Raw genomic sequence first — 26252 nt, forward strand, 5'->3', positions numbered from 1 at the left:
TATTTTTTTATTTATAAAAATTTTATTTTATGCACAATACTGATATTATAATAATTGGTGCAGGTCCAGTTGGTCTATTTGCTATTTTTCAAGCTGGGATGCTTGGTATGCGTTGCCATGTTATTGACTCCCAAGAGATAATAGGAGGCCAATGCAGCCAACTTTACCCGGAAAAACCTATATATGACATACCAGCATATCCTAAAATTATGGCAGAAGAGTTGATAGCACAATTGGCATTGCAAGCACAACCGTTTGATCCGGTTTATCATCTAAATCAGCAAGTAGTGCAGTTAAAAAAAAAAGAGGGGCAATTCCAAATTACCACTTCTAAAGACATCCTAGTTACTGCTAAGGTTATTATTATAGCTGCTGGATGCGGCTCTTTTGGACCTAACAGACCTCCATTACCTAATATAGAAGCATTTGAGGGAAAATCAGTATTTTATTTTATCAATAACCGCAATAGTTTTGCCAACAAAGAAATTGTAATAGCTGGTGGAGGGGATTCGGCTGTAGACTGGGCAATATCACTCTCTGAAATTGCTAAAAAAATATATTTAGTGCATAGGCGTGAGAAATTTCGGGCAGCAAATGAAAGTATAAGGCAACTCAAAGAACTAGCAAATAGTGGCAAAATTGAGTTAGTAATTAATTATCAACTGAACCATTTAGTAGGAAAAGACGGCAAACTAGAAGCAGTCAACGTCAAAGATTTTGAGGGAAATATTTGTACTTTACCCGCGAATATTTTATTACCATTCTTCGGACTTGCCCAAGAATTGGGCCCCATAAAAAATTGGGGATTAAATCTCAAAACTAATCATATAGTTGTAGAACCTTCATATTTCGAAACAAATATTTCGGGCATTTATGCAATTGGCGATATTGCTAGTTATCCTGCAAAATTAAAATTAATTCTTACTGGTTTTGCCGAAGCAGCTAGCAGCTTACATCACGCCTATGGCAGGGTATTTGAGGGTAAGGCCTTACACTTCGAATATTCAACTACCAAAGGAGTGCATAAATAGTGAATGAACGTAGTAATATAATCAATGGCAAATATGTTGCAGAACAAATATTATCTAAGTTAAGGGCAGAGATTAATTTAATCAAGGAACAACACAAGTTAGTACCAACCCTTGCTATTATACTAGTGGGTGATAACCCAGCTAGTAGTATATATGTAAGAAATAAGATCAAAGCAGCAGGAGCAATTGGTATGAACGCCTTGCAAATAAATTTGCCCAATGAAATTGATATTGACCATATGCTGCATGAAATCAGTATGCTCAACAATGATTCAAATATTTCTGGAATTATCGTACAACTTCCTCTACCTGAACATATCAATAAAAATTTAATCTTATCTGCCATCAATCCTAGCAAAGATGTCGATGGTTTCCATCCTATAAATGTTGGTTATCTACATAGTAACTCAGGCAATGGCTTTATACCTTGCACGGCTCTTGGTTGCATTGATTTACTTAAACAAGTTGAACCAAATTTAGCTGGAAAAAATGCTGTAGTTATAGGGCGTTCTAATATTGTAGGTAAACCATTATCAGCTTTATTACTTAGAGAAGATTGTACTGTGACTATATGCCATTCAAGAACTCAAAATTTAAGTTCTATAACTTCCCGTACTGATATAGTAATATCTGCTATTGGTTCTCCTTTAACACTAACAAAAGAATATTTCAGTCCTAACTCTATAGTTATTGATGTTGGTATTAGTAAACTTCCTAATAGCGACAAGATGGTAGGAGATGTTGATTTTACCAATGTTGTTGATAAAGTGAGATATATAACACCAGTTCCAGGCGGTGTTGGACCAATGACTGTCGCTTATTTGCTAAAGAATACACTTAAAGCAGCAAAACAAAATATAACACATATAGGTATAAAAGATGAGCTGGCTTTGTAAAGGTATTATTGTCATTTATTGGTTTCTAACCATAGCCTATGCTGAAATATTAGAGAATAAACCTCTTGATAACAAAGCTACTGATCAACTCAAAATATATTTACGTGAAATAAAATCCATGGCTGTGGACTTTAGCCAAGAGGATTCAGCAGGGAATAAAGCTGAAGGTAAGTTATTAATAAATAAGCCTTCTAAGTTTCGATGTAATTATTACCCACCATTCCCTTTGGTGGTTATTGGTAATGCTAATTATGTTTCTGTGTATGACTATGATATGAAACATGTAAGTCGTATTAAGGCAGAAGAGAATGTATTTAATTTTTTATTAGAAGATAGTATAGATTTTGATAAATATTTCAAAATTGAGTCAGTAATAGATCAAGATAATATGTTTAAAATTACTATTTATCATACTTTATCAGAACGACATAGTCAGATTACCTTTGATAAAAAAACTAAACAAATAAAAAAGCTAGAAATACTTGAAGATGAAAATGTTATTACCATAATATTTAATCATATTGCAAAAGTACAAAAATTTGATGATGATTTATTTAAGCTTAAGAATCCAGACATATTCGGAACACCAAGTAGACTGACAAAAAGCGATATAGAAAAAAAATACAATTTAGCTACTTAAATAACTTGCCTCTAGATGATAAAAGAACTATTTTATCATGTGCTAGTAGTGGGCATTGGTGCTGTTCAGGTGGTCAGGTTCGAAAGGAAGCAGCCAAAATAGTCTCTAGTGGGTCATTACTAGCATACTCTTCTGTTTTCAAGAATTGGATTTGAAATCATTTGAGTAGATCATATTTTTGTGAATATACCATAGTGACAAAAACAACTGACCAATATATTAATTTTGCTAGAAAATATCGCCCTACTAATTTCTCTGAGCTATACGGACAAGAAGTTTTAACAAAGATTTTAAGCTATACTATTCTAAAAAATCGTATATCTCAAGGTTATCTTCTTACTGGTATTAGGGGTGTTGGCAAAACTACTTCAGCACGTATTATCGCTAAAACTATTAATTGTACCAATCTGATAGTTGAAGGTGATAGTATTAAACCTTGTGAGAGTTGTCAGAATTGTAGTAGTTTTAATAAAAATAACCATCCCGATATAATTGAAATTGATGCTGCTAGCAAGACAAGTGTTGATGATATCCGTAAAATAATAGAAAGTAGTGAATATAAGCCACTAATCGCTAGGTACAGTATCTTCATAATTGATGAAGTTCATATGCTATCTAAAGGTGCATTCAACGCTCTACTTAAAATCCTTGAAGAACCACCAGCACATGTAATATTTATATTTGCTACTACTGAACCACAAAAAATTCCATTAACCGTAATTTCTAGATGTCAGCGATATGATTTAAGGAGGCTAACATTTGATGAAATTTTTCAATTGCTTCAGTTCATCGCTAAAAAAGAACAGTTAAACGTTGAGATAGAGGCTATGAGAATAATTGCGTCTAGATCTGATGGTTCAGCTAGAGATGCAGTTTCAGTACTAGACCAAGCAACTAGTTTGGCAGCAGGATATCTGATCACTCCTGAAATCGTTTATCAAATACTTGGTTTAGTGGATACAGCTAGTATAGTTAAGTTTTTTGAATATATTATTCAAAAAGATGCTACTAAATCGATTGATTTAGTAAACAATCTCTATATGTCTTCAGCAAATTTAGAAACTTTTGTAGCATTAGTTGCTGATTTTACTGCCTATCTTAATAAAATAAAGATATTATACTCAAATGATTTGGAGAATGGGGACAATAAACAAGGAGTGAGCGAACTAGGCGTACATGAAGTACGTGAGTACGCGAATACCCCGCAAGTATTTGCAAAAACCAATTCTTCAAAGCAGAATAGTATACCTAATTATCAAAATCCTATATATGTATCTTTTAATGATAATGTTACAAATATTTTAACAAAAATTACTCTTCCTCAATTATCTATTATTTGGCAAATATATAGTAAAGGAATTATAGAGATGAGAACTTCACATAATCAATTGATAGAAGCTGAAATGCTGGTGATAAAATCTATTTACTCACAGATGTTGCCATCGCTAGAAGAATTAGCGGAATATAATGATGGGGAACAACTAGAACAGCCGGTATTACAACAATCAACTCAGAATTATCAAATTACCGCTCTTCTTATCGATTTTCTTGAGTTTTTACATTTGCATAATGAGATGGAAGTTTATTACAGATTACTAAACCAAGTGGAGTTAAAATCTTTTGTTCTTCAAACTATAGAAATTGCTGGAAGCGATCTCAATACAAAAATAAAAGAACAAATTGCTAATTTATTATTTGCTTGGTCAGGAAAAACTTGGAATGTTATCATTACAAAACAGTTAAAAATAATCACTCTTAAAGAACAATTGCTAAATAAAGTAAAATCAAGTCAAGATTGGAAAATTTTAACACAACACTTTCCAAATGTTACAATTTCAGATATTTTGTTAGAAAATTAAAAGGTACATAGTATGACAAATTTTAATCAATTTTTAAAACAAGCTCAGTCAATGCAGAAAAAAATGCAAGCAATGCAGGAAAAAATGGCAAATGCTGAATATTTTGGAAAAGCAGGTGGTGGGTTAGTAAATATTACCGTTAGTGGTCGTGGTGAGGTTCGAAAGGTCTCCATTGATTCCTCTTTGCTTAAAGAGACAGAGAAGGAATTATTGGAAGATTTAATTGTTGCTGCTTTCAACGATGCTAAAAGCAAGGTCGATGAAGATTCACAAAACTCTATGTCTGATGCTTTAGGTAATATTGGTTTGCCACCTGGACTAAAGATGCCATTTTAAATCCTCCCAACTTCCGCATGGAGGATTTGTTGCATGAACCATGAGTAGGTCATTCCCGCATAGGCGGGAATCTATAACATCTCATAGCCTTTGCAGGCATGTCTATAGCAACTACCGTTCGCGGCTTTTAAATTGCCCTGACTTATTCTTTAGCAGTTTTTTCTTGCTTAGATAAAAGCTGTGCTTGCTCAATACTCTTGTCTAATTCCACTTGACTACAAATTCCAAGTAAAACTGGATCACGTGGGCGAATGTTTTTCATGTTCCAGTGACTACGATCACGGATAGCTTCTATGGTTGACTTAGTAGTACCAATGAGTTTTATAATTTGATTATCTAAAATTTCTGGACAATTTTTAAGTAACCAATATATCGCGTCTGGTTTATCCTGACGTCTAGCAATAGGAGTATATCTAGATTGTTGTTTTTTCTTTGTACTTACCAAATCATAGGCACTACTCACAAAAAGTCTTAAACTACTACTTGGATCTTTCGTGCAACGCATTATTTCTTCTTGAGTTAATTGTCCTCCAGCAATAGGATCTAGCCCCATAATACCTTGGGACACTTCACCATCAGCAATGCCTTTAATTTCAAACTCATGAATCCCACAAAAATCAGCTATCTGCTTAAACGTTAAAGCAGTATTATCAATCAACCAAATAGCAGTTGCTCTAGGCAGTATGGGTAATTTTTGTTGTGAACTCATAGTAAAAAACTAATAATATAATATTGATATGTCTAGAAAAGATATAGTCTCTTCTAACTAATAAGTCAACTTTCAATTTCTCGCTTAATTAGGTCAGGCTAAAACCTAAAACCAATACCTACTGCAATCATTAACGGATTAAATCTTACTTTAGATGATATAGGTTGTTTTATTAAACTATTTTTATAATCAACTTTGGTCTTAAGAAAATACTGCCTTACATCTAAGTTAATCAATGTATCATCCTTAGCATATAAATCAACCCCGATCTGTAATACAGCACCGTGACCATTTTTGACTGTACATCCTTTAGATTTACTGGACATATAAGCTCCATGATAACCAACGCCAACATAAGGTCTAATAGCACCAAAGGGAGCTATATGATATTGCCCCGTGACAGTCAGAGGGATCATATAAATATCTTTTCTCTTACCAACGTCTGCTGGATTACCACCATAATTATAAGCCACATTCTTTAAACTATTATTTTTAGTACGTAATACATTAAAACCTAAAGATAATTCTGCGGCAACATTACTAGCAAAGAATATTGATGTAGAAGCATCAAAACCGTAACCATTTTCAACAAAATTACCAATCGATACCGGATCTTTGGCGGTAGCCTTAGGAAAGCCTTGTTGCTTTGCACTAGATTTTATACCCCCCCCTCTTATTTTAAACACAAGATTACCTTCATTTTCATAATAATCAGCATCATAGTCATTATTAGTTGAATCAGAATTAGCAAAGCTAGAGATACTTACACAACCTACCAACAGCAATATTCCAAATTTTTTCGTGACTTTTATCATAACTATAAACCTTTTCTTGCTTTAAATATATTGCTGTATTATATATATTCTTTCTTATTTGGAAATCAAATTGATAATAAGATTTTTAAACTTGTTTAATATTAGTGATACTATAACACTAAATATAGAAAACACTAATACAAAAAATATAAAAAAATAACGAATTAAGGTCTATACAATGAATAATAAATTAAAAACTTATTTTGTTGGTATTGGTTGGTTTATATTAAGCTTGGTAAGTAGTGCAACTAATGACATAACAGCAAAATATCTTGGACTTAGGCTACATAGTTTTGAGGTGACTAGTTTTCGCTTTTTCTTTAGTGCTTTAATTCTTGTCCCTTTTATTTTATATTATGGGAAACAGACTCTTAAAACTAATCGTCCTTTTATACATATTGCAAGAGGGGTTTTATTGTTTTTTGCTATGACGTCTTGGATTTATGCTCTCAGTATTGCCCCAGTGACTACTGCTACAGTTATTAGTTTTGCTACACCTTTATTTACTCTAGTTTTAGCAGTTTTTTTCTTAAATGAGAATATTATTTGGCAAAGATGGGCAGCAACTTTATTTGGTTTTATTGGTATTGTTATTACCCTGAGACCTCATGCTAGTGACTTTAATCCACAGATATTGATTTTTGTCTTAGCTTCTATAGCTTTTGCCATGTTAGATATTATCAATAAGAAATTTGTAGTAAAAGAATCAATGATTAGTATGCTATTTTATTCTGCTTTAGTAACATCTTTAGTATCAATACCACCATCGATAATGTATTGGCAAACACCTACCAGTTCAGAATTTGCATTGCTATTTACCTTAGGAGCTGGAGGTAGTTTAATCTTATTTCTCTTATTAAAGGCTTTCTCTCTAGTTGATGCCACTGCCACCGCCCCTTATAGATATTTAGAGTTAATAATTTCAGCATCAGCTGGATATCTTGTGTTTAATGAAACACCTGAAAACAGTACTTTATACGGAGCATTGATAATAATACCTGCAACATTGTTTATAATATATTCTGAGAAAGGAAATATTACACAAAATGATAAAGCTACTGCATGAAAAAGTACTCGCAATGCTTGTTTTTTTCAAACATTTTGTTGAAATGATATTGAATGTACAATATCATGTACTATATGTGTATATACTCAAATGATTTGTAGAATTGGATTTAAAAATAAGGGACGAGCGAACGGAGTGTACGCGAGTCCTTGATATTTTCAAAAGACAATTCTTCAAAGCGAGTATACTTATAAGGGAGATAAATTATGAACGTACAGACAATATCGGTAGCAAGAGCTAATTTATTTAGCCTTGTACAAGAAACAAACGAAACACATAAACCAGTATATTTAAAAGGTAAGAATTATGATGCAGTGCTATTATCTAGAGAAGACTACGAATCTTTGCAAGCGACATTAGAATTATATTCGATACCTGGATTAGTTAAGGAAATATTAAAAGCTAGGCAAGAACCTTTGGATGAGTGCTTAAATGAAGATGATATGAATTGATGTCATTGTACAATTTGAAATTTACTAAAAAATCATTTAAAGATTTCCAAAAGTTAAAATCAGAAAAGCTTGATAATAAGGCTAGAAAACTATGGACTGAATTAAAAAATAATCCAAGACCTATCAGCAGTGAAAAACTCGTAGGCAACTTAAAAGGTTGCTATTCTCTAAGAATTAATATCAAACATAGATTGATATACGAAATTTTTGAAGATGAAAAGACTGTACTAATAATCAGCTTGAGTGGGCATTATGAGTAATACCATTTCCCAAAACTAAATTGCTACTCGGAGTACGAGTGTCGAGTACCGGAGCGTACAACTAGTACGTGAGGAGCGGAGATTATGAAGTACGACGACGTGATGATTAGTTTTCAGAAATGGTATACTCAAATGATTTGGAGAATTGGAACGTAAAACAAGGGGTGAGCGAACAGAGCGTACATAAAGTACGTGAGTACGCGAATTCCCCGCAATTTTGTGAAGCCAATTCTTCAAAGCAGAAGAGTATATAAGTCATCATCTATGTTGCTAATAAGCATTCTAACCCTTGATAGCCAAGAAATAATAAAAAATATGAATAAATGTAAGTTGGTTTTTGCAAGTGGTGTAGCAAATGCATTTGAGTGGTATGATTACGCACTATTTGGTTACTTTGCTCCTATAATAGGGGCAAAGTTCTTTCTTGGATCAAGTCCTAGCTCGTCTTTATTACATGCTTTTTTGGTATTTGCTATCGGTTATTTAATGAGACCAATAGGTGGGGTATTTTTTGGGGTACTCGGAGATCGTTTTGGTAGAAAAACTGCTTTAAGTACATCTATATTTTGTATGTCTCTGCCAACGGCACTAATTGGCATATTACCAACTTATGACAATATAGGTGTTACCGCAACTATATTAATGATTCTACTTCGGATGCTGCAAGGTTTATCAATGGGCGGAGTACTTACTGGCTCAATTGCATTTGCTATTGAACATACAGGTAAGGTGCATCGTGGCTTTACTGGCAGTATACCAATGTCCAGTATTTGTATTGGCATATTATTTGGATCACTCATTTCGCAGCTTATACAAAGCCTTTTATCAGCACAACAATTTAATGATTGGGGATGGAGAATACCATTTTTATTAGGAATTTTTATTTTATTTGCTGGACTTTATATAAAAAAATATACCAGTGAAACCCCTAGTTTTCAAAGTATAAAAGAAGATGGTGGGATTTTAAAATCTCCTCTGAAAGAAGTTATCTCTGTATATTGGATTGATATGTTAATATCAATCTTCATCAATTCTACAGGTTCAGTAATATTCTATCTACAAGCTACTTATCTAATGTCATTTTTGAGGATAAATCGTGGTTTTACCGATGACCAAGTTAGCAATTTAGCTAATTATTGTTATATAATCATGGCTATTGTTACTTTATGTTCTGGCTATTTATCTGATGTAATTGGTCGAAAGAAAATTTTTGTGATTAATTTACTGGTAATTATTTTAGTTATCCCTTTTTTGATGAATGTAATTGAAACTGGAGAATTTTATTTTATAATTATATCTCAAATCGTATTATCAATTTTAGCTGCTTGTTATATTGGTCCTGAACCTGCACTGCAAGCTGAATTTTATCCAACCAATATCAGAAATACTGCTTTATCATTGTCTTATAATACAGCAACCAGTATTTTTGGTGGTACAACACCTTTAATACTAGAATATCTTGTGCAAAAAACTGGTACTATTACTTCATCTATTTATTATGTAATTGCTTGTGCTATTTCAAGCCTAATAGCTCTTCGTTTTTATAAGGATCGTTCAAGAGGGTAACAACTCATCTAAAGATTTTTCTAGCATTTATAGCAAAATTATCTATAAATTACTTAGTGGCTTGATAAAATAATATATACTAGCCATATTATTATACTCAAATGATCCTACGAATTGGATTTGAAAATGAATGGTGAGCAAGCGCAGCGTACATATAGTACGTGAGCATGCGAATCCATGATATTTTCAAAAAACAATTCGTAGGAGCAGAAGAGTATACAATTTTTAATAAACAATAAACTTTAATTTTATGACAGAAGTGATAGCTAAAGAACAATTAGAACAATATATAAATCAAATAGAAGGGCTTGAACAAGAAAAAGCTGAATTATCTGAAGCAATAAAAGATATATTTGATGCAGCCAGCTCTAGTGGCTTTGATACCAAGGCTATGAAGTCGGTGTTAAAACTAAAAAAACTTGATAGAAATAAGCTAGCTGAACAAGATGCGATCTTAGAATTGTATAGACAAGCTCTCGGTATATAAATTAAAGAATTCAATAATGCAATTATATCCATTAAGGCTTTTACCTGATAAAATCAACTTTGATTTTATCAAATTTAAGAAAGTAAGTTATACAATATCCATTATTTTATCTCTTATAAGTATTATTTGGATAGGGATTTACAAATTTAATTTTGGTATTGATTTTGCTGGTGGGATTGTTATAGAAGTGCGGCTTGATCAAGACCCTGATTTAACCAAAATGCGTGAGGTGCTTAATAACCTTAAGATTGGTGAAGTAGTATTGCAAAATTTTGGTAATCAGCATGATTTGTCAATACGAGTTGGCAGCAATAGTGAAGATACTTTAATGCAAAATATTGAGCTTATCAAATCAACTTTAAAAAACCAATTTCCTTATAAATTTGAATATCGTAAAGTAGATTTTGTCGGTCCACAAGTTGGTACTCAACTGATAAAATCAGGAATAACGGCACTAATTCTTTCGTTTCTTGCCATAATGGTTTACACTTGGGTTAGATTTGAGTGGTATTTTGGGCTTGGTATACTTGTAGCTTTGTTACATGACGCCATACTAAGCTTAGGTTTTATGAGTGTAATGAGGCTAGACTTCAATTTAAGCTCCATAGCTGCTATTCTTACCATAATAGGTTATTCTGTGAATGATTCAGTAGTTATCTATGATAGAATCAGAGAAAATTTACGTAAATCACATAAGAAAGTAATGCCACAAATTATTAATCTGAGTATTAATGAAACTCTGTCTAGAACTATTCTAACAGTTGTTACAACCTTACTCGCAAACCTAGCTTTGGTAATATTTGGTGGGGAAGCTATTTATAGTTTTAGTGTATTAGTGTTTTTTGGTATAATAGTTGGTACATATTCATCTATTTTTATATCTGCTCCTATATTGACCTACTTCAAAAACTTGAAGAATTGATAAATCAATTTTCAAGTTTTTGGATAAAAGTTGAGTGGCAAAATTGAAGTAGAGGTCTTCAATTCTGCTACAAAATAATAATAAATATTAAAAAAAAATTAGTTTTAAAAATGTTTATTAAAGATTTTGATAGTAAAGGTTTTCTATATCAATGTACTGATTTAGAAAAACTAACAGAGCTAATGAAAAACAGCAAAATCTCTGCTTATATTGGTTTTGATTGTACAGCACAATCTTTACATGTAGGTAGTCTGATGCAAATTATGATACTGCGTTTATTGCAACAATATGGTCATAAGCCAATAGTACTCCTAGGAGGGGCAACTAGTAAAATTGGTGATCCTACTGGTAAAGATGAAGCAAGGAAATCTTTAACAAAAGAAGAAATTGCCCAAAATGCTGAAGGTATAAAAAAATCATTATCAAAATTTATTAAATTTGGTACTGGGGAAAATGATGCAATATTAGTTGATAATTCAAATTGGCTAGAATCGTTAAATTACTTAGATTTTCTTCGCAATTTTGGTAGTTTTTTTTCTGTGAATCGTATGTTATCTATGGACTCTGTAAAATTACGTTTAGAGAGAGAGCAACATATGAGTTTCTTAGAATTTAATTATATGTTGCTACAAGCCTACGATTTTTATCATTTAAATAAACTATATGGTTGTTCTTTACAAATAGGTGGTAGTGACCAGTGGGGTAATATAGTAATGGGCGTTGATTTTACAAGGAAACTAACAGGTAATGAAGTCTTTGGTATGACTACTCCCTTACTAACAACTGCTTCTGGCAACAAAATGGGCAAGTCTGTTGGTGGAGCTGTGTGGCTAAATGAGGATATGTTAAGCCCGTACAATTATTATCAATATTGGCGGAATTGTGAAGATCAAGATGTGGTCAAGTTCGCAAAATTATATAGTGAGTTAGGAGAAGATGCCATGCAAGAGTTTATCTTACTTAGTGCATCTGATATTAATAGTGCCAAAAAGCAATTAGCCTTTAATTTAACTAAACTTTGTCATGGTAAAGAGGCAGCTATGATAGCTTTAGAAACAGCTACCAAGCTTTTTGAACAAGGAGAAATTGATTGCAATTTACCAACTATTTATCTAGAACAGGGGAGGTTAGCTCTAGGTATTCCAGCATATGAGTTACTTTATGAAGCAGGTCTTGCTAAATCAAAATCCGAAGGACGTCGGTTGATTAGAGGGGCTGGAGCAAAAATCAATAATCAATTAATCCAAGACGAAAACATGGTTATTGATTTGATCTTTATGCAGGACAACCAAGTTATTAAGATCTCCGTAGGTAAGAAAAAATATGTGTTGATCAGGTTGACATAATAGTAAGCTAAAAAATATCTACTTCTGCTGGTAATTTTTTCATGTATAGATATCCTGTAAAATGACTCCTGTTTAAATTGAACTTAATTTATTTTTGAAACTGTTCTTTCTGAACTTTGACTTCGTTCTAAAATAATGAAGTATACTGCTCGTAAATGAAGAGTTGATAGACGATAGAATCAAAATCATGATAGTAGCAGGAATTACCAAGTCGAGGTGTAACCGTTCACGAGTATTTAAGTTTTGAAAGAAAATAGTTGAAAATAGGTATAAGATTTTGTAAGTTATAGGATAGATAATTTAAAGTGTATGGTTACCTACAATTACAGTATGTCTATTATTACAAACAAAAAGATTGCCCTAGATATACTTCCTTTACTTGATAGCTTGTGGCTATTTCTTGTGGAGTTCCTTCTAATAGGACTTTTCCTTCGTAAATAACATAGGCTCTGTCAACTATATTAAGAGTATCTCTAACATTGTGATCGGTAATTAGGATGCCGATATTGCGGTTACGTAAGTGAACAATCAAATTTTTAAGATCCTCAATTGCTAATGGATCAATGCCTGCAAGTGGTTCGTCAAGCATAATAAATTTGGGATCTAGTGCTATTGTTCTTGCGATTTCTAGCCTACGTCTTTCTCCGCCGGATAGTCCTATTGCTGGCATGTCTTTTAGATGAAGAATAGAAATTTCTTTAAGCAAATCTAATGTTTTTTGTTCGATAATTTCTTGGTCATTTTCTAAAACCTCTAGCATTAATCTAATATTATCTCCTACAGATAGCCCACGGAAAATTGATGGTTCTTGAGGAAGATAGCTAAAGCCAAACCTAGCTCTTAAATAAATTGGTAAATGAGTAATATCATGATCATTATAAAATAATGCTCCACTATCTGGTTTGGTAAGTCCTATAATAATACTAAAACAGGTAGTTTTACCTGCACCGTTTGGACCAAAAAGACCAACTATTTCTCCTGTTTTTAATTGAAGAGATACGTCGTTTAGGATCACTCTCTTATTATAAGATTTTGAAATACTACTTACTTGTAATTTATCTATTATTAAATGCGGCATACTTTAAAAAATTTCTTACATAACTAATTTTTTGATTTGGTATAATCTATATTATTGAGTTCCGTATAATATACTAGTTTGTCAGTTTTTATAATACCATCCTTATTCTGTACTATTACATCACCAAGCAGTACTAGTTCTTTTCTTTCTACAAAATATTTTGCAGAAGTAGCAGTTAGTAACTCTTGACCATTATTCCTCTTAGCAATCAATCTTGACGGTATGGAGATGTAATCAATAGTTTTTTTATTATCAACTGTTTTATAAAAAATTTCTAAATTAGTTGTTTTTACCATCATATCATCAAACCACAAAATCACCTCTCCTGTAAAACAAGCTTGATTCTTAGTTTGATCAATTACTAAATTGTCAGAATGAATATATAATCTATCCATACTCGAATGTTTTGAGTACGGATGTTTCCCATAGGCTACGGATGAACTTATGATTAGAAAAAACAATACATAGCAAATTATGCTAAAAATCCGATACATCAATAACCGTCGATACATTACCTTTGAAATTTATAATATCATTATCATGTGTAGCACTAAAATTATTAGAAGTAATTTTACAATTTTTATAAGATAATACCACTCCTGTGTTACTATATGTTTCTTTATTTAGTAGATTCAGTTGGGCTTCTTGTGCTTTTAATGTGCTTTCTCCTAAAAAAAACTGTACATCATTTTTTAATTTTAACATATGACTATTCTCATTTAATATACCATTTTTTGCACTGATCACTAAGTCTTTGTTATCATTTATTTTATATGTAGCATTAATTTCTTCTAGTTTATATTGATTACCTAAAGTCCTAACTGCTTGCACAGCCTGAATCTGGTAAGGATTTAAGTTTTTATTGAACCCCTTAAAAATTGAATTTGAAATTTTTATTTCATAATCTTTATCATTTGGATTAAAAGCACTATTGCTACTATTGTCCTCAGTTGATTTTGAATTATTACTGATAGGATTTAAATTTATATAAATAAAATATAAGGTTAATACTATTCCTAAACAAGATAAGATCTTTGATAGACTAATTGAACGTCTATAAGATGAAATGATAGCACTACTACCTTTATCTATGAAGGGAATCTTAATCATAATATTGCCAACATTATCATGAACATTCATCAGCTGATTCCTGCCCTAAGTAAGTCATGTATATGAACAATACCAATCACTATATTATTTTCAGTTACTGGTATGCTAGTAATCGATTTACTATTCATTAGACCTAAAGCCTCTCCCGCTAATTTCGAAGAAGAAATTTGTTTTGGGTTAGAAGTCATTACATCGCTTGCATACTTCATATCTATTTTATCATTAATATGTCTACGCAAATCTCCATCTGTTATAATACCAACTAAACTCAAATCTTTATCTACCACTATAGCACATCCAAGACTCTTTTGATTCATAACCAATATAGTATCGGTAAATGAGGTATCAGCATATACTAAAGGCAACTGATCTTTCACCCGCATTAAGCTCTCTACCTTTATAAGATTCGCTCCAATCTTTCCTCCAGGATGATACAGCCGAAAATCATCTTCAGAAAAGCCTCGTGCTTCATGTACAGAAGTGGTAAGTGCATCTCCAAGAGATAACATCATTACTGAAGAAGTTGTTGGAGCGGCAATATAAGATGCTTCATTGATTCTTGGTATTAATAATAGGAAATCGCTATTGATTGCTATAGTAGAGTTGGCATTCATAGTCATGGCAATTATTTTTATAGAAAATCTCTTACAATATTTCATTATATCAAATAATTCTTTTGTCTCCCCTGAATTAGACAGCATGAATACTACATCATTGTCAGTTACCATACCAAGATCACCGTGGCTAGCCTCAGCTGGGTGCAGATAAAAAGCAGCCGTACCGGTAGAAGCAAAACTTGCTGCTATTTTATGAGCTATATAACCACTCTTTCCTATGCCGGTTAAAATAACCCTACCTTTACAGTTAATTATATAATCTACTATATTGTTAAAATCACTAGGAATATTATTAGATAATTCAACTAATGCAGCAGATTCTTTTAATATAACCCTTTTGGCAACATCACAATGGTATGGTATTTTCATATAGTGTCCGAATTGTTCAATGATGTTGTCGTAGCTAGAGGAATGACAGAATATTAGAACATATTACACATCAAGCCTGACGCCGAGTGATACATTATGACCTTTATATGCTAATGATTTAATATGATTTTTTATTTCTTTTGTGCTACCAAAATCTTTCCAACTGTAAGCTGCTTCAACTTTTACTCCTGGGGCTAACTTTATAGCAGCTCCAAGAGTAAACTGGTAGACTAGGTTATTTTTTTTACCACTAGAAACTGATACACCATTATTCTTAGTAATTTGGTTTTTTAGTTGACCAACTCCAGCACCAGCACCAACAAAAAATTCACAAATACTTATATCAACAATATCCACATAACCATTAAGCATTAAAGTAGCAATTTGAGGCTTAATTTTTGAGTCTGTACCGGCAAAAGAATGCTTAGATTGATGATTAGCAATCCAAGCAAGCATGAGATCAGCTCTAACATTATCTAGAATATAATAACCCAAACCTCCGCCAAGAAACATAGCGGTATTTTGCTTTAATTTTTTATCATTTAACTTAATATTAGCCATTTTATTCGCCCCAACCTCTGCTTTCAAATAAAATTGATTTTCAATAGCCAAAGAGGAAACAGAGAATAAAAGTGAAATAGCTATAATCGTTACTAAGAGTAAATGTTTCATAATTCTATTTTTTAATTTACAGCTTACTATAAATTAAACTAATCCGCTAGCTTATTTTCAAGATCACCCTACAAATAACAAAAGAAGAGGGTTACTAAAAGCCCTCTTCTTTTGTAGCACAAAAATAATAAATCTATAAATTATTTACTATTAGATATCAAATCTTAAGCCAGCCATTAAATTGTGACCTCTGTAAGCGGTTTTAGATATTTTGCCAGTCTCCTTCTTGTCTTTATTTTTAGAATTTGTTTCTCCATAATCTCTCCAGCTATAGGCAAGCTCAACATTTACACCATCAGCCACATTAGCAGAAGCACCAACAGTCAACTGATAAGCAAAATTATTAGCGGGTTTCTTAGTTATTGCAGGACCTGTATCTACCTTTTTATTCTCAGTGTATTCCACAGTTACCTTTTCTTTTACTTGAGCCATACCAACACCTGCTCCGGCAAAAAATTTAGCAAAACCTGCATCATACAAATCAACATAACCGCTGAGCAACAATGACATCACTTGCCCTTTAGCTGTCATTTTATGACCTGCGTCAGTTGCAGTTTCAGGCATAGAACTAGTAAATCTTGGATTGACTAGGAAATCAAGTGTCAATTCTGCTCTAACATTATCCATGGCATAATAACCAGCACCAAGACCCAAAATAGCGTTGGTTTTAGATTTAAATTTCAAGCTCTTTTTATCATCAGATTCCATTTTCGTATTATTCAACTTAGTCACACCACCTTCGGCTTTAATATAAAATTGTCCTACATCTGCAAAAGATGTAGCAGAAGTTAAAAGAGCCGTACTTGTAGCAGCGATTAAAAACAACTTTTTCATAATATTTCTCCTTAAATTATATAGACAAGAATCCCCTTATTAGATTCTCAAATAAGGCCCGTGAAACACAAATCTCTCCAAATCCCACTTAGACCACCTAGTTCGGTATATATAGCATACTATTTCCCTTAGGGCAAACTAAAAACTATTATGAGCATTAATCAATAGTGTTATAGAGATACTTTGTGGCAATAAAAACACAATAGACTGATCTATAGTTAACCCGCAAATGTTTGAGCTATAGTAATGGTGATAGAATTTATGCCATTGCCCTGATATTACGCGAATTCAGGATAAGAATTTGTCAATTCTTATCCCTAATTTATTCAGGCATAACTGAAAACATCTAGCAAATTCTCTACGCTATCTGTGTTCGCAAGCTTGTTATTTTTATATTCTCCACATTTAAGACATTTATGGGTTAGAATTATGCCCTTTTTACTATCGAGTTTATAGGAAACTGGCTGCATTAGTCCGTTACATCTAGAGGCTCTATCCCCAGGGTTAATATCCACATGCTTGCTGTAGAAACATGTTGAACAATGGTTAGTATAACCATTTCCTTGTACCGATTCACTACATATCTCACAAATAAAATCTTCTTTATTTCTGTAAAACCTTTTTGTAACCATTCTTTAACTTTTTTTAATTTTTTTTGGCAACACATGCTATTTTTTTAGACCCCCTACCTACGCAGGGAACACCCCACAACTGTTGAAAGTTAGTAAATACAGCTTCCCTATACGTCTATTAGCGACTCATCTTCGAGATAAATATGAGCAGAAATTATGCTATAGAACGTGAGTATTATACGACGAGTGGAGTGTAGAATTAAATTCTCGTTACTGACTACATTTTTTCACCTGTGGAATTTTATAATAAAGAAATACTGATAAAAGTGTACTTTAATGACAAGAGTTTTTATTTGAAACAAAACAATGGTAATACACATAAGAAGCATTATGTTGACTAATTTTTAGTATGTCAAGTAGAAAAGTGATGTTTACATGACTACAAACTTCATTCCAAAACCGCTGCGAACCTGATTCTTTAGACGTTTAAAGCACTTTTTCGTCTCGAAGATGAGTAGCGAGGAGGCTGTAAGACCGACGAAGCAATTGTAAGTTAAAAGTATGATATAATAGATATTGAAGTCAATGTAAATAATGATTTATACTGACTTATAAGGGGGTATTACAGCGATAGTCATTAATAATATAAATGACTATCGCTGTGCAGGCGTGAGCGACCGTGAAGCAATTGGTTTTAAGACCGAATGGATATTGGTACTCTAGCCCAAATCCCCGAAACGTTTGAATAGTTGATTGGGATGCCTTTGCACGCCCGCTTACAATCGTAAACATTAAAAGTCTTCGAGGTATTATGCTATTATATAATAATTTTATCGGTCTTGATATAGGAAAATTCAATTTTGTTGTTGCTATTCATGGAAAAAAAGAAACTAAAGAATATAATAACAACTCTAATGGAATAGCTGATTTTATCAAGGATTACAAAAAAGAGATTAGTTCTGCATTGTGTGTTTTAGAAACTACTGGTGGATATGAAATGGAACTATTACTAACGCTTTGCAATCAGGGTTTTGCTGTACATAGAGCCAATACTCGTAAAGTTAAAAACTTTATTAGGTCTTTTGGTAATGCAGCTAAAACTGACAGTCTTGACGCTAAAGCTCTAGCACTTTATGGTTTTGAACGATCAGAAAGATTAGAGCTATTTAAAGTACAATCTAAGCAAGCTTTAAACTTGTATGAATTAGTAGGACGTAGGAACGATCTTAAACAAATGTTGATTGCAGAAAAAAATAGGTTTCAGTCCCCGAGAGCTGATTTAATCAAGTCTAGTTGTGTTAAAATGATCGAAGTACTAGAAGAACAAATTGCATCTATTACTAAAGAAATAGATGACTTAATAGCAAAAGATAAGCTCTTGCAAGCTAAGAAAGAGACTCTGCAAACTATTAGTGGTATAGGCGCAGTAGTATCTAATGAGCTTATAGCTTTGTTACCTGAACTTGGTACATTGAACCGCAAACAAATAGCATCATTAGTAGGTGTTGCACCAATATCTAATGATAGCGGTAGATATAGCGGATATAGACATACAGGTCATGGTCGAAATTTTGTTAGACCTATGTTGTTTGTAGCTGCTATGGCTGCTAGAAATTCTAACTCTGAACTGAAGGTATTTTATGAGAAATTGATCAATAGAGGAAAAAAGAAAATGGTGGCGATGGTAGCATTAATGCGTAAAATCATTGTGATTGCAAACGCTAAGTTACGTGATTTAACTAGCTCTGCACAAGCAATAAAAATTTAAACCAAATTTATTTAAATTTTTATTGCGAACATAGTTGATCCATTTTTGGTTACTTTTATGGATTACTTCGTCGACCTACGGTCTCCTCGCTAATAGACGTTGACCATATACAACTTTTAAACTGCCCTGCCTAAAACCGCTTCCTCTTCTAACTTTCGACAGTTGTGGGTGAATAACTAAGAAATATTAGTATCAGAAAGTTTAACTATCATACTAGTTGATTATATTTGAAAATTACCATAAAACCTTATATCTAACAAATTGTAGCACAAATAAGCTAGCATCACTAGTAATTTAAGCAAATACAGAATTATATCTTGCATCTTGATTGAATTTTTATGGCTATGCTATTAATTTCTGCAATTGATCTATATGACAAGCTTCATGGATTGCCACGCTCACGTACGTTCGCTCGCTAATAGACGGTTTAAGCCTTACAATTGCTTCGTCGGCTTATGCCTCCTCGCAATGACGCTAGGTTGTTTTTCCTATGACTTTATAAATGCCACGCGTAAAGTGAATTAGTTACAAAAAGAGTTTTTTTGGGGTTGTCTTTCTACAACTTTAGTGTAAAATCAACAGAAAACCAACTTATTTTAGACCGCTGCCTACGCAGGGCAGTTTAAAAGTCATAACTAATGATAGAAAATACTAAGTTATAAAAACAAATAGTTGTCATCGCGAGCCACAAAGTGGCACAACTGTCGAAAGTTCAACAAACGTCATTGCGAGGAGACCGTAGGTCGACGAAGCAATCCATATGACAAGCTTCATGGATTGCCGCACTCACGTACGTTCGCTCGCTAATAGACGGTTTAGGGCTGACAACGCTCCTCGCTAATAGACATTTATGCATTTTAAAAAACAAACTTTTCTATCATTAGTTAGGACTTTTAAACTGCCCTAGTGACATAATGATGGCAGGGATATAGACATGAATTATTTTTTTTAATTATAGAATGGTAAAATGATGACAAAAAAACAAAAATTCTTTAAAAATTTGCTGACCAGCGTGTCAGTTGCCTCTATCGTAGCAAGCATAGGGGGAAGCAACGTGGCTTTTGCTGTTGATTTTGATGTTGATGTTGGTGGTAATCTTTCTGCTATTTCTGATGATCTTGTTAGGGCTGGTAATCCTGCTATTATTAATAATGATATGGCCGTTTTTAATGATGATGCTGATATTCGTAACCTTAGGGTCGATATCCTTGATGCCATAAGTATAAGGGCACCACATGCCGGTACTGTTACAATAGATAGGGATAACTTTACTATAACAGCTATAACAGGTAATGCTGGAAATATAGCTATTACCGTTAATGATGCCAAGGGATTAACGTTAACTGGAAACAATGAGGCATTACGTGCTGTAACGCTTAATGGTGCTAATGCACATCTTATAGCTACTGGGATAATTCCTGGTACCATTGATGGTGCTGGTGCTGGTGAAGGAATATTAACCTTCGCAGGAGCTGGTACGGTAACTGGGACTATTGGTGCTACTAATGCTTTAGCAACGGTTAATTTTGGAATTGCTGTTGGACAGCCTAATGAGGGTGGAGGTGTTGTACAGTTAGGGGGTGCAGCCATTGCCACAGGTTTTAATATAAACCATGCTAAGGCACATGTTATCGCTACAGGTTTGATGACTGGTACGGTAACTTTTAATGCGACTGGTAAGTTAGTTGCCCTAGGTGGGATTGTGGGTAATGTGGATTTCCACGGTAATGCAGGTACAATTATTCTAGGAGCTGATCAGACAATCACTGGTGCTGTGGATAATACTGATGGTGCTGGTGGTGCTGCTGTTGCTAATGCTGGTATATTAAACTTCGTAGGAGCTGGTACGGTAACTAGGGCTATTGGTGCTACTAAGGCTTTAGCAGAGGTTAATTTCAAAGGGGCTGGTGCTGTAAATTTAGGGGATGTAGCTAACGCCGCTATTTTTAATATTGCCAATGCTAAGGCTAATGTTACCGCTGCAGATTTGATGAAGGGTACTGTGACTTTTAGTAAGGCTGGTAAGTTAACTGCTAATGGTGGGATTACGGGTAATGTGGATTTCCACGGTAATGCAGGTACAATTACTCTAGGAAATGGTCAGACAATCACTGGTGCTGTGGATAATACTGATGGTAAGGGTGCTGCTGCTGGTGATGTTGCTGGTATATTAAACTTCGCAGGAGCTGGTACGGTAACTCAGGCTATTGGTGCTACTAAGGCTTTAGCAAAGGTTAATTTCAAAGGGGCTGGTGATGTACACTTACGGCAAGCAGCTAAGGCTCGGACTTTCACTTTTAATGAAGTTGCTACGTTACATGCCCATGATAATATTACTGGTAATGTGCATTTCAACGGTCATAATGGTACAATTAATCTAGCAGATGGCAAGACAATCGATGGTAGTATCACTACGAAAGGTGGTGGTGAAGGAATATTAAACTTCGAGGAAGCTGGTACAGTAACTGGAGATATTGGTGCTATTGATCCTGATGAGCCTGCTCTTAATAAGCTTATTCACCAAATTAATATTAAGGCAGCTGGCAAGAATGTTATATTAAGACAAAATGTCTATACTGATGAACTTAACTTTGTTGATAATAGTACTGTGAAAATCGGTGGTAATTTTGTAGGAAGAGTTAGAGGAGTTGGAGGAGGAGTTGATTTTACTGCTGGGGGAGGAGTGTTAGAATTTAACGGTGCTGATGGTCCTGCAGGGGAAATAATATCTCGTCTTTTCGACTCAAAAATACAAAATGGTGCTAATGGTACTTTAAATGTTAATACTAGCATACTCGTAGCTACAAATGCACAGATTGGAAATATTAAAACCATAAATATAGGTGATGCTGTTGGTGGTGCTAAAGTTCTAGCAATAGATGCCTCAGCTGCTGATGTTATTCTCCTTGGTCGAGTTAATCCTGCTGTTGGTGTTGCTGTTAATCAAAAGATTAATTTTATACATGCAAATTCGATCTTGGGATTAGGTACAATAAGACGTGATAGTATTATAACCTTTAACGCTAACTTATCAGGAGGAATTCCTAATGCTCATGGTGTTATTGCTGGTGATGGAGGAATCGTGTGGCTATCTGGTGCTGATACTGACCTCCACACTTTAACTGTGCGATCTGCAACCGGTGCAGAAACCCTTGGTGTTGTTGGTCATAAGCTAGATGAATTACGTATTTCTCATCGAGTTACCATCGCAGGGGAAGATCATGTTAATAAGCTTGGTGTCCAAAATGCAAATAAGTTGACCATTATTCATGGGGCGGAATTTACCGATAAAAGTACTACCTCGGCACAGATTGCCAATATTCATATTGGGGCAGATGATGGTTTTGGTGCTGGTATCGGTCCAGCAACTTATATACTTGATGCAAAACACCGTAATTTTGAGTTAAATGCTGATAATGCTAATCAGATTGTTTTTGACCATGCAGATGCTCAGTTAACTTTACGGAATAGTGCTGATGCAAATAGAACAATAACTTTGGTAAATGATTTAGATCTAGGTGCTGGTGCTGGTGCTGATGGTAAGGGTATAGTTGAGCTTCATTCTGCTGTGAATGGAAGAACATTGACAATTGATGGAGCAGCTACATCTTTAGGTACTGGTGGTAATAACCTAAAAAAGGTAATTTTTTCTGGTGCTGGTAAATTTGACACTCGGCAGATTACCATTCATAGCAAAAATATAGAATTAAATGTAAATGAACTAACATTGGGTGCGATTAATAGCAATATTTTATTTGCTACAAATACTGTGCTTACCGCTGAGGGTCATATTACAGGTAATGTAGATTTCCAAAATCATGATGGTACAGTTAGTTTGGCAAATGGTAAAAACATCAATGGTAGTGTAACTAGTACTGGTACTGGTGATGCTAAGGGAACATTAGTATTCCTAGGAATTGGTGAAGTAACAGACCCGATTACTAAATTAAAGATGTTAAGAGCTGGGGCAGGTGAGGTAAAATTAGCAGGTGGCAATTATAATATTACTGAAATTCAAGGTAATGGTAATAATAATTTAATTTTTGCTAATAACTTTAATTTAGAAGGTTCTATTAACTCAACAGGAGGAGCTGCAGTTGGTTTAATATTCAAAGGCAACAATAGAGTTACTGGTGTAGTTGGAACGGCAAAAAATCCTGTTGGTACTATACAAGTCCAAGCTGGTACTAATATCTTTAGTAACACAGTTCAAACTGCTAATGATAAGGACATCATAATATCTAAGGAGGCAACTGCTAAGTTTGCTAACAGCGTGACGACTCGTAATATTAAGGGAGAGCTAACTGGCAAAGGTACGGTTCAATTTAGTAATGCTGAAGCTATAACCGTTAATAGTGCAATAGGTGCTACTAATGCAGTATATACTCTAGACATAGCGGGAGCAGATGTAAAGATTACCCAAGCAGTTTCAGCGAATTATATTGACTTCTCTAATGCTAGTAAAGAGGCAACTTTAACTTTAGAAGGGACAAGTACTGTAGGTGGTATTAGGACTAATGGTAATAATGTTCATACTCTTGAATTGGCTGCAGATTTTACCACTGAAATACAAGATATTGGGTCAGAGAATAACAGGTTAAAATCTATTAAATTACTGGGTGATCATAAAATTACTATTAATAGTGGTGTCTATTCCGATATATCAACTAAAACTGATAATACTGGTAAAGTAGTTTTCAACTCGGATAGAAGCTTTGCTTATAATTTAGGAACAGATAAATTAAGATTGTCTGATGTAACCTTTGCTAATAATGCTACGGTAAAAGGTGATGTTTATTCTAAGCAAATAACAATTGCTAGTGATAAGACTGCAACTTTTGCTGGTACTATAAACAGAACTATATCTGTGCCAAACCTCACTGTAGATAGGTCTAGCCTGTCAAGATCATTGAGAAGTTTTGCCTATAGTACACAAATTGTTTCGGATGAAATAAAAAATGAAGGTATTGCAAAATTTGATAAGGCAGTACTGATTGATGCCAAAATTACTGGTGGTAAGGTAACGTTTGCCGATAATGTTTGGTTTAAACAAACTGCTGATGGGAAAGAAGTAAATTTTGCTGCAAATAAGTATGTAATATTAGAACAAAATATTAACTTTGCTAATATTAAAGCAGATCAAGCTAAGATAATTATATTACCTAAAACAGCCTCTATAACTGGTAATTTAGCAGCTAAAGATTTTACCGTAGATCTTGCAGCTAATCAATTAAAATATACTGGTCAGGCACAGCTGACAGGAAAGATAGAACTAGTTACTGCCTACGACACATCAAGTGGAGCAGGTGGTAATATAGAGGTTCAGACAGGTAGTAAATTGGATTTATCGAAAGCAGACGAGCTGACTATAAAAGTGAAAGCTCAGACTGATATTAACAAAATTCCTAAGGAGGGGGCTAAATATGTTGTGATTTCGTCAGTTAATGGTAATGGTCTTGTTGCAATTGATAACAGTAAAATTAAGCTTGACCCAACTGGTGAACAAAACCGTTTTGTACAGTGGTCCATGGATTCTAGCGATCTAACACTATATATAACTGACATTTCTAAGGAAGTTATAGCTAAAGAAATTGCTGATAAATCCACATCACAGGAAGAACGGGAATTTTATACACAGTTGAATAATGTAACAGATCGTAATAGTTCTGCTGCTCAGTTCATGAACAATATAGGTCGGATGGATAGAGAGCATGCCCTTCAAGCGATGGATAGAATATTGCCTAGTAATGAACATCCAATAGGAGAGAGCCTTGTAAGAAATCCAACATCTGAAATAATTGGAGGATTGATTGCTCAAGCTGATACCCAAATTACTGCAACAAGGATGGGAAATTCAGTACCTATGCAAAATGCTGCATCAGCTGTAGACTCTGAAAATGCTACATCAGCTATAGGCTCTGGTGATGATGATACGCTAAGGTATGGAGTATGGGGTAGTCCATTCTATGGTACTGCTTGCCAAGAAACGTATAAAGGAGTTAGTGGTTATAAATCGAAATCAGCTGGTGGAATAGTTGGATTTGATGGTTTAGTAAATGATAACCTGCTACTTGGTGCAGCTTATAGCCGAATTAACACACAAATGTCTCATCAGGATAAGAAAATTGGTGATAAAACTAACGGTAAGACTAATATCTTCTCCTTATATAGTTTATATAATCTTACCAATAATTGGTTTACTGAAGCTATAGCATCATATGGTATAACTAGGGTTAAGAACTCAGAAGGACGCCTAATCGCCACAACGAAGAGAAATGTTACTGCTCTAGAGACTGCTGCTGCTAAGTATAAATCTATCTCTTATAGTGGTCAATTACTTACAGGGTATAATTATATAGCTTCTGAAAAGTTAATGATTACCCCAACAATTGGGTTCAGATATTCGCAATTTAAGGATGCTGGCTATACGGAAACTGGTACAAAATTCCAAAACCTAGTTGTTAAGAAAAGGTCGTACAATAAATTTGAAGGTATTCTGGGGTTAAGAACTGCAGCAACCCTGAAGGCTAACAAAGTATTGTTAATACCAGAATTGCATGGTTACGTTAATCATGACTTCAAAGGAAAAGCACCAATTATTGATGCAAGGTTAGATGGGATAAATGAACCATTACCGACTAAATCAGTTAAACCTGTTAAGACCTTCTTCACTGTTGGTACTGGTTTCACTGCGAAATATAATATGATGGAATGTGGTATTATCTATAATGTTAACATTGCCAGCAAATATATTGGTCACCAAGGTAGTTTGAAGGTTAAAGTGAATTTTTAAGTAGCTTGTCCTCAATTTAATGAGTGCAAAATACGCGAATTCGGGATAAGAATT

24 protein-coding genes and 1 other RNA gene are annotated in these 26252 nt (G+C 33.9%); 16 read left to right on the plus strand and 9 right to left on the minus strand.

Translation table 11 applies throughout. The features are described 5' to 3' along the window. The first annotated feature begins 29 nt into the window (after nt 1–29). The 6 genes from AAGD45_RS00520 to AAGD45_RS00545 all read left to right on the plus strand — a co-directional run bounded on the left by AAGD45_RS00520 (nt 30) and on the right by AAGD45_RS00545 (nt 4762). Nucleotides 30–1031 (plus strand): NAD(P)/FAD-dependent oxidoreductase, encoded by a 1002-nt coding sequence (locus AAGD45_RS00520; protein ID WP_341761543.1) that lies wholly within the window; start codon nt 30–32, stop codon nt 1029–1031. Further along, nucleotides 1031–1927: a bifunctional 5,10-methylenetetrahydrofolate dehydrogenase/5,10-methenyltetrahydrofolate cyclohydrolase gene (locus tag AAGD45_RS00525; protein WP_341761544.1), complete on the plus strand. Its 897-nt coding sequence runs from the start codon at nt 1031–1033 to the stop codon at nt 1925–1927. Before AAGD45_RS00520 ends, AAGD45_RS00525 begins: the two co-directional genes overlap by 1 nt. Beyond that, nucleotides 1911–2567, plus strand: a complete 657-nt coding sequence (locus AAGD45_RS00530) for an outer-membrane lipoprotein carrier protein LolA (protein ID WP_341761545.1) — start codon at nt 1911–1913, stop codon at nt 2565–2567. The genes AAGD45_RS00525 and AAGD45_RS00530 overlap by 17 nt, the downstream gene beginning before the upstream one ends. A gap of 36 nt (nt 2568–2603) precedes the next feature. After that, an RNA gene (gene ffs, locus AAGD45_RS00535) (signal recognition particle sRNA small type) lies at nt 2604–2699 on the plus strand. A 59-nt stretch (nt 2700–2758) separates the two neighbouring features. Continuing rightward, the gene (dnaX, locus tag AAGD45_RS00540) at nt 2759–4426 is read left to right on the plus strand and encodes a DNA polymerase III subunit gamma/tau (RefSeq protein ID WP_341762160.1); all 1668 of its coding nucleotides are present in this window, start codon (nt 2759–2761) and stop codon (nt 4424–4426) included. A gap of 12 nt (nt 4427–4438) precedes the next feature. After that, nucleotides 4439–4762 (plus strand): YbaB/EbfC family nucleoid-associated protein, encoded by a 324-nt coding sequence (locus AAGD45_RS00545; RefSeq protein WP_341761546.1) that lies wholly within the window; start codon nt 4439–4441, stop codon nt 4760–4762. 142 nt (nt 4763–4904) lie between these two features. On the opposite strand, the gene AAGD45_RS00550 is transcribed toward AAGD45_RS00545, so the two are convergent. Both AAGD45_RS00550 and AAGD45_RS00555 read right to left on the minus strand, forming a co-directional pair. Beyond that, nucleotides 4905–5471, minus strand: coding sequence for a cell cycle transcriptional regulator TrcR (locus AAGD45_RS00550; RefSeq protein ID WP_341761547.1), 567 nt, complete (start codon nt 5469–5471; stop codon nt 4905–4907). A gap of 98 nt (nt 5472–5569) precedes the next feature. After that, nucleotides 5570–6286, minus strand: a complete 717-nt coding sequence (locus AAGD45_RS00555; RefSeq protein WP_341761548.1) for an OmpW family outer membrane protein — start codon at nt 6284–6286, stop codon at nt 5570–5572. 178 nt (nt 6287–6464) lie between these two features. Here AAGD45_RS00555 and AAGD45_RS00560 point away from each other — a divergent pair, with 178 nt between their 5' ends. The 8 genes from AAGD45_RS00560 (at nt 6465) to tyrS (ending at nt 12385) form a co-directional block, all read left to right on the plus strand. Next, complete coding sequence (locus AAGD45_RS00560) at nt 6465–7352, plus strand: DMT family transporter (protein WP_341761549.1); 888 nt, start codon at nt 6465–6467, stop codon at nt 7350–7352. Between the two features lie 206 nt (nt 7353–7558). After that, nucleotides 7559–7804: a type II toxin-antitoxin system Phd/YefM family antitoxin gene (locus tag AAGD45_RS00565; protein WP_341761550.1), complete on the plus strand. Its 246-nt coding sequence runs from the start codon at nt 7559–7561 to the stop codon at nt 7802–7804. A 5-nt stretch (nt 7805–7809) separates the two neighbouring features. Beyond that, nucleotides 7810–8064, plus strand: coding sequence for a Txe/YoeB family addiction module toxin (locus AAGD45_RS00570; protein WP_341761551.1), 255 nt, complete (start codon nt 7810–7812; stop codon nt 8062–8064). 119 nt (nt 8065–8183) lie between these two features. After that, nucleotides 8184–8318, plus strand: coding sequence for a hypothetical protein (locus AAGD45_RS00575; protein WP_341761552.1), 135 nt, complete (start codon nt 8184–8186; stop codon nt 8316–8318). Between the two features lie 61 nt (nt 8319–8379). After that, nucleotides 8380–9630, plus strand: a complete 1251-nt coding sequence (locus AAGD45_RS00580; RefSeq protein WP_341762161.1) for an MFS transporter — start codon at nt 8380–8382, stop codon at nt 9628–9630. Nucleotides 9631–9880: 250 nt separating this feature from the next. Next, nucleotides 9881–10117: a DUF2312 domain-containing protein gene (locus AAGD45_RS00585; RefSeq protein WP_341751598.1), complete on the plus strand. Its 237-nt coding sequence runs from the start codon at nt 9881–9883 to the stop codon at nt 10115–10117. A gap of 16 nt (nt 10118–10133) precedes the next feature. Beyond that, complete coding sequence (gene secF, locus AAGD45_RS00590) at nt 10134–11039, plus strand: protein translocase subunit SecF (RefSeq protein WP_341761553.1); 906 nt, start codon at nt 10134–10136, stop codon at nt 11037–11039. A 110-nt stretch (nt 11040–11149) separates the two neighbouring features. Then, nucleotides 11150–12385, plus strand: coding sequence for a tyrosine--tRNA ligase (gene tyrS / locus AAGD45_RS00595; protein ID WP_341761554.1), 1236 nt, complete (start codon nt 11150–11152; stop codon nt 12383–12385). A 340-nt stretch (nt 12386–12725) separates the two neighbouring features. Here tyrS and lptB read toward each other — a convergent pair whose 3' ends face one another. The 7 genes from lptB to AAGD45_RS00630 all read right to left on the minus strand — a co-directional run bounded on the left by lptB (nt 12726) and on the right by AAGD45_RS00630 (nt 17697). Next, complete coding sequence (gene lptB, locus AAGD45_RS00600) at nt 12726–13448, minus strand: LPS export ABC transporter ATP-binding protein (RefSeq protein WP_341762162.1); 723 nt, start codon at nt 13446–13448, stop codon at nt 12726–12728. 38 nt (nt 13449–13486) lie between these two features. Beyond that, nucleotides 13487–13858 (minus strand): LptA/OstA family protein, encoded by a 372-nt coding sequence (locus tag AAGD45_RS00605; RefSeq protein ID WP_341761555.1) that lies wholly within the window; start codon nt 13856–13858, stop codon nt 13487–13489. An 82-nt stretch (nt 13859–13940) separates the two neighbouring features. Further along, nucleotides 13941–14603: an LPS export ABC transporter periplasmic protein LptC gene (lptC, locus tag AAGD45_RS00610; protein ID WP_341761556.1), complete on the minus strand. Its 663-nt coding sequence runs from the start codon at nt 14601–14603 to the stop codon at nt 13941–13943. Continuing rightward, nucleotides 14603–15559: a KpsF/GutQ family sugar-phosphate isomerase gene (locus tag AAGD45_RS00615; protein ID WP_341761557.1), complete on the minus strand. Its 957-nt coding sequence runs from the start codon at nt 15557–15559 to the stop codon at nt 14603–14605. Before AAGD45_RS00615 ends, lptC begins: the two co-directional genes overlap by 1 nt. 63 nt (nt 15560–15622) lie before the next feature. Next, on the minus strand, nt 15623–16231 hold the full coding sequence (locus tag AAGD45_RS00620) for an outer membrane protein (RefSeq protein ID WP_341761558.1): 609 nt from the start codon (nt 16229–16231) through the stop codon (nt 15623–15625). Between the two features lie 150 nt (nt 16232–16381). Beyond that, nucleotides 16382–17065, minus strand: coding sequence for an outer membrane protein (locus tag AAGD45_RS00625; protein WP_341761559.1), 684 nt, complete (start codon nt 17063–17065; stop codon nt 16382–16384). 326 nt (nt 17066–17391) lie between these two features. Further along, nucleotides 17392–17697 (minus strand): RNHCP domain-containing protein, encoded by a 306-nt coding sequence (locus tag AAGD45_RS00630; protein WP_341761560.1) that lies wholly within the window; start codon nt 17695–17697, stop codon nt 17392–17394. A 751-nt stretch (nt 17698–18448) separates the two neighbouring features. On the opposite strand from AAGD45_RS00630, the gene AAGD45_RS00635 reads away from it, so the two are divergent. Beyond that, complete coding sequence (locus AAGD45_RS00635; RefSeq protein WP_341760848.1) at nt 18449–19405, plus strand: transposase; 957 nt, start codon at nt 18449–18451, stop codon at nt 19403–19405. A 970-nt stretch (nt 19406–20375) separates the two neighbouring features. Then, nucleotides 20376–26198, plus strand: a complete 5823-nt coding sequence (locus tag AAGD45_RS00640) for an autotransporter outer membrane beta-barrel domain-containing protein (RefSeq protein WP_341761561.1) — start codon at nt 20376–20378, stop codon at nt 26196–26198. Nucleotides 26199–26252 lie beyond the last annotated feature (54 nt).

This window comes from Candidatus Tisiphia endosymbiont of Thecophora atra (assembly GCF_964026395.1).
GTDB lineage: Bacteria > Pseudomonadota > Alphaproteobacteria > Rickettsiales > Rickettsiaceae > Tisiphia.